Below are 11837 nucleotides of genomic sequence, written 5' to 3' on the forward strand. Positions count from 1 at the left end.
CCGGACCCGCGGGTCCGCCCGCCGCTCACGCTCCCCGACGAGGCGGCCCGCGAGGCGATCGCCGCCGACGTCGACGCGGCGCTCGACGTCGTGTGAAGGTGACGGCGCTCCCCGTTCAGTTCCCGTCGACCGGCGTCCCGTCGGCCTCCTTCGGCCCCTCCGAGTCGAAGACGACGACGTCGCCGTCGGCGCGCTCGGCTGCCGCCGGGTCGTAGCCGTCGCGGACGCCGATCGCCTCCTCCAGCTCGCGGACCGCGCGCTCCTTGAGCGACGCGGCGAGCGCCTCGGCGTCCCCCCGAGAGACCTCGCGACCGAGTCCCTCGCACTCGTGGGCGCGGACGATCCCCTCGGCGTCGACCGCCTCCCCCATCGGCTGGCTCGTCCCGTCGAGCGCGACGCTGAACGGGTACGTCCGACAGATGAGCGGCCGGGAGTCGTGGACGGTACAGGCTCCGGTCCCGTCCGCCTCCTCGTAGAAGGCGCAGTCGCCACAGTCGTCGGTCGCGAGCGCCCACTCGAACGTCTCGCCCCTCTGCTCGCCGCCGTCGGTCTCGGAGAGCCCGAACGGCATCGGGCGGGCGACGTCGCGCCAGTCGTACGGCTCGCCGAACCGCTCCTCGGCCGCGGCCGCGACGTCGCGGACCTCGTCCGGGAAGACGGTGGCCGTGTGGGGTTCCCGGTCGGCGGGGGCGTCGGGGTCGGCGGGGGCGTCCGCCTCCCCCTTCCCCTCTCCCGCCGGCGCACCCCCCGGCTCGTCGGGCGCGTACCCCGTACAGCACCCGCCACAGCGCGTGCACTCGAAGCCGATCGACTCGATGGCGTCGGCGAGCTCGTCGACCGGAAGCCCGCGGGCGCGTTCGAGCTCGGCTTCGAGCGACTCCATGGGATCGCTTGCGGCGCGGGCGAGTTAATCCCTGCCCTCGACGTTCTCTACGACCATGGAGAGGTATATATTCCTCTTACCAACAGTCATGTCCCGCTCCGATCAGCGTCACACATGGCCGCGGAACCACGAGTACAGTTTCCGTCGGAGTACGACGCGCTCTCTATAGGGATCGCGCTGTACGACGCCGAGGACGCGACGATCGAGCGAACGAACGACCGGTTCGAGTCGCTGTTTGGATACGCGGCGGACGAACTACGAGAGACGACGCCAGGTCGCTACACGGCCAACACCTATCGGTTCTCGGAGGCGGAGTTCGCCGGACGGCTCCGTGACGCGGCGCGAGGGGAGCCGCAGCGATTTCCGTGGCGCATCAAGCGGGGGGACGGCGAGCTGACGTGGGTCCGCGTGTCGCTCTCGGAGTGGGACGGAGGAGGGGATGCGCACGTTCTCGCCGAGGTGCGCGACGCCTCCGACCACTACGCGGCGAGTCGCAGAGAGACGCTGTTCTGGCGAGTGCTCCGTCACAACCTCCGGAACGAGGCGAACAAGCTCGTCGGCTACTCCGGGGAGATACTGCGGGAGACCGACCGCCACAGCGTTCGCGACGCCGCCGAAAAAGCCCGCTCGACGGCCCTCGATCTCGGAGCGGTCGCGACGTCGGTCAAGGAGATCCAACAGGCCGCCGTCCAGACCGAGACGCACCGTTCGTACCGACCGGCGGCCGACGCCGTTCGCGACGTCGTCACGGTCCTTGAACCGATGTACCCTGATGTGGCGTTCGCCGTCGAAGAGCGGCGGCCGATGTGGATCCACGTCGACGCCGCGTTCGACCACGCGATCCGTCACGCCCTCGAAAACGCCGCCTGTCACGCCGACGAGCCGGACCCGATCGTCGAGGTGACGGTCTGTCCCTCTCCCAACACCGGCCGCGTCGAGATCCGCGTCGACGACAGGAACCCGTACATTCCGCGGATCGAGACCGACGCGCTCGACACGTTCTCAGAGCTGACGAGCACCCGTCACGGAACCGGCGTCGGTCTGTTTGTGATGAAGTGGTGTATCGAGTCTCTCGGCGGTGAACTGACCTTCGAGCGACGCGAACCGCGCGGCAACCGCGTTCGGGTCTACCTCCCGCCCAGAGATCGACCGAGCGACGAGGCCTAGTTCGGGGCCGGGTTCGTGGCCGCGCCGCGGTCGCCCTCTCGCGCCGAAGGAGCGAAGTGCGACCGCGTCCTACCGACCGAGCGTGAAGGAGTACGAGCGGAAGGGGCTCTTAGAACGCGTCAACCGCGAGGCGGCGACGGTGGGCGCGGAGATCCCCGAGGAGATCGAGATCCAGGGGGAGTCGATCGACCTCCGGTCGTTCGTCTTCGAGATCAAGCGGCGCGACTCGGTCCCGCCGGGCGAGCGCGACCGCGTCGAGCGGGCGAAGCGGAACCTCCGGCGCGAACGGATCGAGCGACTGGAGCCGATCGAGGAGAACGAGGTGAGCTACGAGCGCGGCGAGGAGCTGGCGGCGTCGATCGTCGGCATCGACCGCGCGCTGGAGGCGTTGGAGGGGCTCAACGCCCCCGACCCGGAGACGGAGGCGAAGCGGAAGGAGGCGGCCGACCGCAAGCGCTGGATGCGCTTCCTCCGGAAGGCGCTCGGTCGCGACGACGCCGGCGGGACGGGCGGTCGCACGCGGTTCTGACGGCCCCGGTCGCCTCAGTTCGAGTCGGTCTCGGAGGTGAAGACCCCGTCGAGGTCGACGCTCGGCTCGCGACGAGACTTCGACTCGGTCCCGGGCCGATCGTCCGGCGCCCGCTCGCGGGCCCGCTGCATCAGCTGCTCGTGCGTGTCGTGGACCGCCTCGTCCGGCCCCGGTCTCGCCTGCACGTAACTGCCGTCCGGCCGCATCTCCCAGCGACGACGGTTGTCGTCGAGCATCGTCGAGAGGATCCCGTCGAGCGTCTCCCGCAGCTCCGGGTCCTCGACCGGCGCCACGGCCTCGACGCGTCGGTCGAGGTTCCGCGTCATCCAGTCGGCGGAGCCGATGTAGTACTCCGGGTCGCCGGTGTTGCCGAACCGGAAGACCCGGGAGTGTTCGAGGAACCGCCCGACGACGCTGTGGACCCGGACCGTCCCCGTGACGCCGTCGACGCCCGGGCGGAGCCGACAGATGCCGCGGACGATCAGGTCGATCTCCGCGCCGGCCTCGGCCGCCTCGTACAGCCGCTCGACGACGCCCGGGTCCTCGAGGGCGTTCATCTTCGCGACGATGCGGCCCCCTCGACCGGCGAGCGCGTGGTCGCGCTCGCGGTCGATCAGGTCGTAGAGCCCCTCTCGGAGGGTCTCGGGGGCGACGAGGAGCTTCCGATAGCTCCGGTTGCGCGAGTGGCCCGTGAACGAGTTGAACAGCCGGACGAGGTCCTGACCGATGTCCTGGTCGGCGGTGAACAGCCCGAGGTCGACGTACCCCTTCGCGGTCTCCGAGTGGTAGTTCCCCGTCGCGACGTGCGAGTAGATGCGGACGTCCGACCCCTCCTCGCGCACCGCGAGCGCGACCTTGCTGTGGGTCTTGAGGTCGACGGTCCCGTACGCGACGTGGATCCCCTCCTCCTCGAGCCGCTTGACCCACCTGAGGTTGTTCTCCTCGTCAAACCGCGCCTTGAGCTCGACCATCACCGCGACCTGCTTCCCGTTCTTCGCAGCGTCGATGAGGCTCCGGAGCACCCGTGAGTCCGGGGCGGTCCGGTAGATCGCCGCCTTGATCGCGAGGGTGTCCGGGTCGTGGGCCGCGGCGTCGAGGAACGTCTGGACGGTGTCGGTAAACGAGTGATACGGGTGGTGGACGAGCGCGCCCCGCTCCCGGATCGCCTCGAACAGCTCCTCGGACCGCTTCGCGTTCAGGCCCGCGAACCGCGGGTGCTTCTGCGGGGTCCACGCCGGAGCCTTCAGGTCCGGCGCGTCGAGGTCGTAGAGGCTCCCGAAGTCGGCCAGCGCCAGCGGGGCGGACCGCTCGAACACCTCCTGCTCCTCGACGTCGAGGTGTTCGACGAGGAGGTCGCGGACCGCCTGCGGCGTGTCCTCGTCGACTTCGATCCGGACGAGCGTCGCGAACCGTCGCTGCCGGAGCACGTCCTCGATCCGGTCTATCAGCCCCTCCGCGACGTCCTCGTTGCGTCTGACCTCGGCGTTGCGGGTCACGCGGAACGTGGAGTGGTCGACGACGTCGATGTCCGGGAACACCAGGTCGAGGTTGGCGGCGATGACGCGCTCGACCGGGACCACCCTCGTCTCGCCGTCGGCGGGGAGCTCCGGATCGGTCGGGACCAACCGGGGGAGGTTCTCCGGCACCTTGATCCGCGAAAAGCGGACCGTCCCGTCCGGCTTCCGCGTCCGGATCGCCAGCGACAGCGAGAGGTTCGAGAGGAACGGAAAGGGGTGTGCCGGATCGAAGGTGAGCGGGGTGAGCGTCGGGAGGACGGAGGACTCGAACCGCTCCCGGAGGTGCTCGACCTCCGCCGGCCGCAGCTCGTCGTACTCCAATATCTCCACGCCGGCCTCGCGGAGCGCCGGCTTCACCGCCTCGTGGAAACACCGCGACTGGGTCTCGAACAGGTCGCCGGCCATCGAGAGCGCCGCCGTCCACTGCTCGCGCGGCGTCGCGCCGTCGACCGTCGGCTCCGTCGTGCCGGCGTCGATCTGCTGTTTGAGCCCGCCGATCCGCTTCATGAAGAACTCGTCGAGGTTCCGCGTCAGGATCGTGAGGAACCGGAGCCGTTCGAGCGGGGGCTGCCTCTCGTCGGTCGCCTCGTGGAGGACGCGCCACTGGAAGGCGAGCTCCGAGAGCTCGCGGTTGAGGTACCACCGCTCGTCGTCGAACGGCTCGCCGGTCGGCGGCGGGTCCGCCGCGATCGGGGGAGTGCGCGGCGGCGCGGCGTTCCGCCACGTCTCGGGGGAGAGGACGACGCCGCCGACGTCCTCGGCGTCGGTCGCCCTGGTTTCGGGGTCGCGTCCGTCGGCTTCCGTCGACTCTCCGGCCGTGTCGGAGTCTTCCGTCCCGTTCTCGACCACGCTGGGGCCCACCTCCTTGCCGTCCCCGCCGTCGACGGCACCGCCGTCGGCCGCGTCGTCCGGGCCGGTCATCTCAGCCGAGTTCGGCGACGTCGACGATCTTTGCGTCGCTCCGCTCGACGCCGGCGCGGAGCGCGGGCACGGCGGTGATCGTCTCCGCCCGCAGGTCGTACGCCGACAGCGTCCCGCCGTAGACGCAGCCGGTGTCGAGCCCCACGGCCCACTCCGAGACGAACGGCTCCTCGAGCACCGTGTGGCCGAAGAACACCCGCGGCGGTCCCGCGTGCTCCTCGTACCAGTACGGCGGGTCGTAGCTCCCGCCGGGCGCGAGCGACCGGGTGTTCTCGAGGTCGTCGATCGTGTGCTCGGCGAGGGGTTTCCGCGGGTCGACCCCGCCGTGGACGACGAGGTTCTCCCCCATCGTGATCGCGACCGGCAGCGACTCGATCCACGCGAGGTCCTCGTCGCTCAGCGGATCAAGCGACTTCTCGCCGCGCAACAGCTTCTCCTCGTTGTTTCCCCGGACGGTGACCATGTTCGGCGCCTCCCGGACCCGCTCCACGACCGACGCGCTGTCCGGACCCTTGCGCACCAGGTCGCCGACGAACACCACGAGGTCGTCGTCGGTGACCCCCAGCGTCGACAGCAGCCGGTCGAGCGGCTCGGGGCAGCCGTGCACGTCGCCGACGACGTACGCGCCCTCGTACTCGTCGAGATCGATGTCGAGGTGGAGCGGTTCGACCTCCGGGTGGAAACGATCCATTACGATTCATACTGTGCCCGTTCGGATAATAAACACCACTAAGAGACATATATACGGCTATATACCGGACCGCTGTCGGTTCGCTTTCGATCCCCCCCGGGCGGAATCCTCCGGCGTCTCGCGTCGCCCTCGGCTCAGTTCCCGGTGAAATCGATCCGCGAGTCGCCGCTGTCCCCGTCGCGGCGCGAGCGGCCGAGCCTGACGAACTCGTAGGCGTCGTCGGTGAGGTACACGCCGTCGCCGTTGACGGCCACGTCGACCGACTCCAAGACGGCGCCCTCGCAGGGGCCGAAGTTGCAGTAGCCGCCGTCGGCCTCGAAGGTCGCGCCGTGCTTCTGGCAGAACACCTCGCCGTTGCGGACGAACGCCCCGTCGTCCTTGTCGAGACGCACGTCGGTCCAGTGTTGACAGTAGTTGCGGAACGCGCGCACCTCGCCGGCCGCCCGCGTGAGGATCGCCTCCGCTTCGGGGGTCCCGTCCTCGGCCTCGCCAGCGTCGCCCTCGCCGTCGTCGACGCTCTCGGGATCGACTGGCCGCAGCGTCACGAGCAGCGTGCTGTCCTCGGGGATCTCCTCGACGGCGGCGATCCGGCGGTCCGCGTCCATACGCGTCCGTGGCCTGCCGCCGGTTTGAACGTTCCGCGTCCGGCCGAAACGCTCTGCCGGCAATCCTCGGTCCGGCCCCCTCGCGAGCCGTCGGTTCGGCCCCGCCGGATCAGACCCCGAGCCACTCGTCGTTCCGGATCTCGTACCCGTTCGTCCGGCAGAACTCCGCCGCCCGGCGGCGCACGTCCCTCGATCCGGGGATCGTCTCCTTCTCGCCGATCCGCTCGACGATCCAGTCGGCGACGACCCTGATCCCCTCGTCCTCGTCGTCGGCGTCGATCGCTTTCAGCGCCTCGAACGTCCGCTCGTAGGCGTCCCGCTGTGACCTGTCCAACTCCTCGTTCGGGAGCCGATCGCTCGCCTCGACGACCCGCTTCATCGCCGCCGCGATCGTGGGGCGCCGTATCCTGACCCTGACCTCCTCGGGGGAGTCGAACCGTTCCCAGTCGACGGCGGGAAGGAGGTCGGCCACCGCGTACGTGCCGACGGTCGACTCGATCTCGCGGTCGCCGACCGCCGAGACGATCTCCGCCCCGGTCGCCGGGAACGTCAGCGGTTCGAGCCCGGTCTCGAAGTAGGCGAGCTCCGAGGTGTCGACCGCCGGTTCGGGCTCGTCGCCGCGCTCCACCGCCGTGTTCATCTCGCGCTCGCGCTGGCGTCGCTCCTCGTCTCGGGCCTGTTTGTCGCGGCCGCTCTTGTCGTCTGCCATGACGCCGAACTACGCGCTCCGGCCGCATAGGCCTGTGGTTGCGGACCACCTCGCCTCACGACGGCTCGATCCGCGCCCCTCCCCTCGCGACCGCCCGCCGTTCTGCCCTCGCGACCGCCCGCCGTTCTGCCCTCGCGACCGCCCGCCGTTCTGCCCTCGCGACCGCCCGCCGTCCTGCCCTCACGACCGCTCGCCGTCGTAGTGCCGCTCCTCCACGCGCCGGTCGAACAGCCGCGAGAGCAGGGTGGTGAGCGGTCCCTCCGCTCCCACGCCGTCTCCGCCGACCGCGAGCCCGTCGACCGTTTCGACGGGGCGGACCTCCCACGTCGAGTTGGTGAGGAAGACCTCGTCGGCCTCGCGGACCGCGTCGGGCGCGTACGTCCCCTCCTCCACCGGGATCCCCTCCTCCTCGGCGATCTCGATCACGGTTCGCCGGGTGACGCCGGGGAGGACCGGCCCGTCGAGCGAGGGCGTCTTGAGGGCGGTCCCGTCCGCGAAGAAGACGTTCGCGGTCGCGCCCTCGGCGACGTTGCCGTCTGGGTCGAGCATGAGCGCCTCGTCCGCGCCGGTGACCCGGAGCTCCAGTCGGGCCAGGATCCCGTTGAGGTAGTTGTGCGTCTTCGCGTCGGCCGGGAGCGCGCGCGAGGACGGCTTGCGGGTCTTCGTCGTCTGGATCGCGGCCGGTCCGTCGTGGACCGGCTCCGAGTCGACCCCGCCGCGGGGGAGCGGCTTCGCGACGACGACGACGGTCGGGTCCACCTCCGGCCTCGGGTCGAGCGTGCCGGGCTGGACCCCGCGGGTAACGGAGAGCTTCACGTAGGCGTCCGCGAGGTCGTTCGCGGCGAGCGTCTCGTCGATCCGGGCTTTCAGGTCGGCGTCCGCGAGGCCGTGGTCGAGTCCGAGCGTCTCGCAGGTGTCGGCGAGCCGCGCCGCGTGGTCCTCCCAGCGGAAGACGTCGCCGCCGTAGGCCCGCATCGTCTCGAAGGCGGCGTCGCCGTAGGCGAACCCGCGGTCCTCGACCGAGACGGTCGCCTCGCTCGCGGGGACGAGCTCGCCGTCGACGTGGTAGCGGAGCCGTTCCCGCGAATCCTCACGCATCCTCGCACGCCTCCACGAAGTTCGCCACCATCGCCTTCCCCCGCGGCGTGAGGATGCTCTCGGGGTGGAACTGCACGCCGACGTGAGGGCGGTCGCGGTGACGCACGCCCATCACGACCTCCCGTTCGTCCTCGGTGCGAGCCGTCTCGACGAGCTCCTCGGGGAGGTCGTCGCGCTCGACGCACAGCGAGTGGTACCGCCCGACGCGGAGTCGGTCCGGAAGCCCGGTGAACACGCCCGACCCGTCGTGGGTGACCGTCGAGGGCTTCCCGTGGACGACCTCCGGCGCGTGACCCACTCGGCTCCCGCGGTTCGCACACAGCGCCTGGTGACCGAGACAGACGCCGAACACGGGCCGCTCGAGGTCGAAGACGGCGGTCGAGACGCCCGCCTCGGCGGGGGTTCCCGGCCCCGGCGAGACGACGACGCCGTCGGGGTCGAGCGCGCGAATCCCCTCAAGGTCGACCGCGTCGTTCCGCCTGACTGCGACCGCGCCGGCGACCTCGCCCACGTACTGGACGAGGTTGTACGCGAACGAGTCGTAGTTGTCGACGACCAGCACCCGGACGTCGGAGTCGCCGACGCCCGGCCGCCAGCCGGCCTCGGTGGGCGACAGGTCAGCCATCGCTCGCCTCCGGCCCCTCGGCGTCTTCCGGGGTCTCGCTACCGTTCACGTCTCCGCTTCCGCTCGCGGCCTCGCCCCCGTTCACGGCCATCCCGCCGGCGGCGAGCGCGTCGTCCGTCGCAGTCACCAGCGCCCGCGCCTTCGCGAGCGTCTCCTCGTACTCCGCGTCGGGTTCGGAGTCGTGGACGATTCCCGCGCCGACGCGCAGGTGGTACTCCGCGGCGCGGCGGACCAGCGTCCGGATGACGATGTTCAGGGTCGCGCGGCCGTCGAACCCCGCCGCGAGCATCGAGCCCGTGTACGGCCCCCGGCGCGTCTCCTCTAGCTCGTCGATGATCTCCATCGTCCGCGGCTTGGGGGCGCCCGTGATGGTCCCGCCGGGGAAACACGCCGCGACCGCGTCGGCGACGCCAACGTCGGGGCGCGCCTCCCCCTCGACGAGGCTCACGAGGTGCATCACCTCGCTGTACCGATCCACGCGGCGGTACTCCGCGACGTCCACCGTGCCGAACCGGGAGACCTTCCCCAGGTCGTTGCGCTCCAGGTCGACGAGCATCGCGTGCTCCGCGCGCTCCTTCGCGTCCCCGGTCAGCTCCGCCTCCAGCGCGGCGTCGTCGGCGGGCGTCGCCCCGCGCGGCCGCGTCCCGGCGATCGGCTCCGTCACGAGGCGGGCGCCGCGGTCGGTGTCGTCTGTCGGGACGCGTTCGAGCAGCAGCTCCGGACTCGCGCTCACGAGGTCGACGCCGGACGGGGCGCCGCCGGCGCCGTCCCCGCTCCCGCCGGCGCCGTCCCCGCTCCCGCCGGCACCTGCCCCCCGAGAGAACTCGATCAGTCCCGAGTACGGCGCGGGGTTCACCGCCCGGAGCGCGTCGTACGCCTCGACCGGGTGGACCGCGGCGGGCGCCCGCAGGCGCTGGGAGACGTTGGCCTGAAACGTGTCGCCGTCGCGGACGTACTCCTTCACCCGGCGGACCGCCTCGGCGTACCCCTCGCGGCCGACGTCGCTCTCGAACGTCGCCGTCGACGCGTCCGGATCGGGCGCGGGGCCGACGCCCGGCTCGCCCGTCTCGATCCGGTCGACGAGCTCGGCGGCGCGCGCCGCGCCCGCGTCGAACAGCGCGTCGAGCGCGTCGCGGTCGGCGACCGGGTCGTCGAGCCCCTCCGGAACGTGCGGACAGGCGGTCACCCGGAGGACGACGGTGGCGTCCTCGGCGGCTCCCGGCTCCCCGCCGGTCGCGTCGCCGGAGACCGGACACTCCCACGCCGCGACCCGGTCGAAGACGCCGACCTGAAGCCGCGGGAGCCCGCGGTCGTCGACGGCGCCGGGGCCCTCGGGAGCCGACGGCGGGAACGACTCCAGCTCGCGGGCGACGTCGTAGGAGAGCCAGCCAAACGCGCCGCAGGGGAACGGCACCTCGCAGTCGCCGCGCGCGAGGGCCTCACCGTCGAGAAGCCCTTGAAGCGCCGCGAGCGTCGGGCTCGGACGGCGGTAGTCGCCGGTCGGGCTCGAGACGGCGGCGTCCGACCCCTCCTCGTCAGGGCCGTCGCGGACGTCGTCCTCGATCCCCCCAGCGACGACCGCCTCCCCCGAGACGGCCAGCCGCTCGACCGGGTCGACGCCGAAGTACCCCCACCCAGGCTGTCCGCCGGTGGTCTCGTAGAAGAACCCCCCCGGCCCGTCGCGAGCGCGGCGGTAGGCCGCGAAGGGGTCGTCGACGGCGACTCGGCGCTCGACCGGAACGCGGGCTCCCGCGGGCGCCGAGGCGGCGACCGCGCGGAAGCGGCTCCGGTCGGTGTGTGCCGATCGATGCATGTGACTCGGTTCGGCGGAGGCGACGAAACAGTTGTGGTCCATCTCACGCGGCTCGTTCCGGCCACCGCCCCGGAACTCGCCCGCCTGCGACCGCGGCTCAGAACTCGCTCGCCCGCTCGATCCACGTCGCGGCGCGGCTCTCGCCCACGCTGGCCCCCTCGGCGACGTCGGCGGGGTCGGCCGCCGCGAGGTCCTCGACCGTCTCGATGCCGATCTCGGCGAGCCGCTCCGCGTAGGCCGGCCCGATGCCCTTGAGGTTCTCGACGTCGGTACCGACGTCGTCGTCGTCGACCGCGACCGCGTCACCCTCGCCGCCCGCGGCCTCGGCCGGCTCCGCGGCGGTCGCGTCGTCAGCAGCCGACTCGACGTCGAGTTCGCCCGCTTCGTCGTTGTCGTCGATCGCTTCGGCGTAGGTTTCGTCCCCTTCGTCGTCGACGTCGGTCTCGTCTCCTTCGTCGTCGACGTCGGTCTCGTCTCCTTCGTCGTCGACGTCGGTTCCGTCTCCTTCGTCGTCGATCGCGTCGGCGTAGGTTTCGTCCTGTTCGTCGTCGATCGCGTCGGCTTCCCCCTCCTCGCCGTCGTCCACGAGCGATTCCGTGGAGGCCGCCGCCTCGGTTCCGGCCGCGACGGGCTCTGTGTCGTCCTCCTCGGCGGGTTCGCCTCCGCTCTCGACTCCCTCACCCTGCTCGGCTTCGTCACCGGTCTCGGCCGCCGGATCGCTCTCGACGGTCACTTCCGTCTCCGTTTCGTCGCGTTCGGCCCGACCGGTCCCGAACCCGAGTTTCTCTTTGATCTTCTGCAGTAGAGCCATCGACGTGACATACGCCCGTGGGATATTTAAAAGCCCTCGCCGTCGGCCGTTCTCGCGACTCGGTCGTCGCCGTCTGTCGAATCGGTCTCGCCGGTTTATAAGTGGCGTCGGTCCCTCTGACGGACATGGCCATCGTCAACTCGGTCGTGTGGTCGATCCACGTCGGCTTCGCGATCCTCTGGACCGGCAGCGTGTTGTTCGTCACCCTCGCCGTGCTCCCGCCGGCGCTCCGCGGCGAGGTCGACGCGGACGCCCTCGGGACGATCGTCGGTCGACTCCGGTGGATCACCCGCGTCGCGGCCCTCGCCTTCCTCGCGTCCGGCGGCCACATGGCGGGGACGCTGTACACGTTTGAGTCGCTCACCGGGACCGGTCGCGGGCACCTCGTGTTGACGATGCTCGCGCTCTGGTTCCTGATCACGGGGCTCGTCGAGGTCGCGAGCGGGAAGCTGGTCGACGGACTGGAGG

12 protein-coding genes are annotated in these 11837 nt (G+C 71.2%); 3 read left to right on the forward strand and 9 right to left on the reverse strand.

Annotation, left to right across the window (positions count from 1 at the left end; all coding sequences use genetic code 11):
* Positions 1-115: 115 nt before the first annotated feature.
* Positions 116-883: a YkgJ family cysteine cluster protein gene (locus U4E84_RS14745; protein WP_322532875.1), complete on the reverse strand. Its 768-nt coding sequence runs from the start codon at positions 881-883 to the stop codon at positions 116-118.
* Between the two features lie 114 nt (positions 884-997).
* Between U4E84_RS14745 and U4E84_RS14750 the strand changes: the two genes are divergently transcribed.
* Complete coding sequence (locus U4E84_RS14750; RefSeq protein ID WP_322532876.1) at positions 998-2050, forward strand: PAS domain-containing sensor histidine kinase; 1053 nt, start codon at positions 998-1000, stop codon at positions 2048-2050.
* Between the two features lie 82 nt (positions 2051-2132).
* Entirely contained in the window at positions 2133-2579 is a 447-nt protein-coding gene (locus tag U4E84_RS14755; RefSeq protein ID WP_322532877.1) for a DUF5788 family protein, read from the forward strand.
* 14 nt (positions 2580-2593) lie between these two features.
* Here the strand turns inward: U4E84_RS14755 and ppk1 are convergent, their stop codons facing one another.
* The 8 genes from ppk1 to U4E84_RS14795 all read right to left on the reverse strand — a co-directional run bounded on the left by ppk1 (position 2594) and on the right by U4E84_RS14795 (position 11369).
* Positions 2594-5017: a polyphosphate kinase 1 gene (ppk1, locus tag U4E84_RS14760; RefSeq protein ID WP_322532878.1), complete on the reverse strand. Its 2424-nt coding sequence runs from the start codon at positions 5015-5017 to the stop codon at positions 2594-2596.
* A 1-nt stretch (position 5018) separates the two neighbouring features.
* Positions 5019-5708: a metallophosphoesterase family protein gene (locus tag U4E84_RS14765; RefSeq protein WP_322532879.1), complete on the reverse strand. Its 690-nt coding sequence runs from the start codon at positions 5706-5708 to the stop codon at positions 5019-5021.
* Between the two features lie 134 nt (positions 5709-5842).
* Positions 5843-6313: a Rieske 2Fe-2S domain-containing protein gene (locus tag U4E84_RS14770; protein WP_322532880.1), complete on the reverse strand. Its 471-nt coding sequence runs from the start codon at positions 6311-6313 to the stop codon at positions 5843-5845.
* Between the two features lie 109 nt (positions 6314-6422).
* On the reverse strand, positions 6423-7022 hold the full coding sequence (locus U4E84_RS14775) for a hypothetical protein (protein WP_322532881.1): 600 nt from the start codon (positions 7020-7022) through the stop codon (positions 6423-6425).
* A 180-nt stretch (positions 7023-7202) separates the two neighbouring features.
* A complete protein-coding gene (locus tag U4E84_RS14780; protein WP_322532882.1) occupies positions 7203-8120 on the reverse strand; it encodes an aminotransferase class IV in 918 nt (305 codons plus the stop codon).
* On the reverse strand, positions 8113-8745 hold the full coding sequence (locus tag U4E84_RS14785; RefSeq protein ID WP_322532883.1) for an aminodeoxychorismate/anthranilate synthase component II: 633 nt from the start codon (positions 8743-8745) through the stop codon (positions 8113-8115). The genes U4E84_RS14780 and U4E84_RS14785 overlap by 8 nt, the downstream gene beginning before the upstream one ends.
* Entirely contained in the window at positions 8738-10558 is a 1821-nt protein-coding gene (locus tag U4E84_RS14790; protein WP_322532884.1) for an anthranilate synthase component I family protein, read from the reverse strand. Before U4E84_RS14790 ends, U4E84_RS14785 begins: the two co-directional genes overlap by 8 nt.
* A 97-nt stretch (positions 10559-10655) precedes the next feature.
* Positions 10656-11369 (reverse strand): helix-hairpin-helix domain-containing protein, encoded by a 714-nt coding sequence (locus U4E84_RS14795; protein ID WP_322532885.1) that lies wholly within the window; start codon positions 11367-11369, stop codon positions 10656-10658.
* A 125-nt stretch (positions 11370-11494) separates the two neighbouring features.
* Between U4E84_RS14795 and U4E84_RS14800 the strand changes: the two genes are divergently transcribed.
* Positions 11495-11837 (forward strand): transporter (locus tag U4E84_RS14800; protein ID WP_322532886.1); only part of this gene is annotated, 343 nt, incomplete at its 3' end.

This window comes from Halorubrum sp. AD140, from assembly GCF_034497445.1.
Taxonomy (GTDB): domain Archaea; phylum Halobacteriota; class Halobacteria; order Halobacteriales; family Haloferacaceae; genus Halorubrum.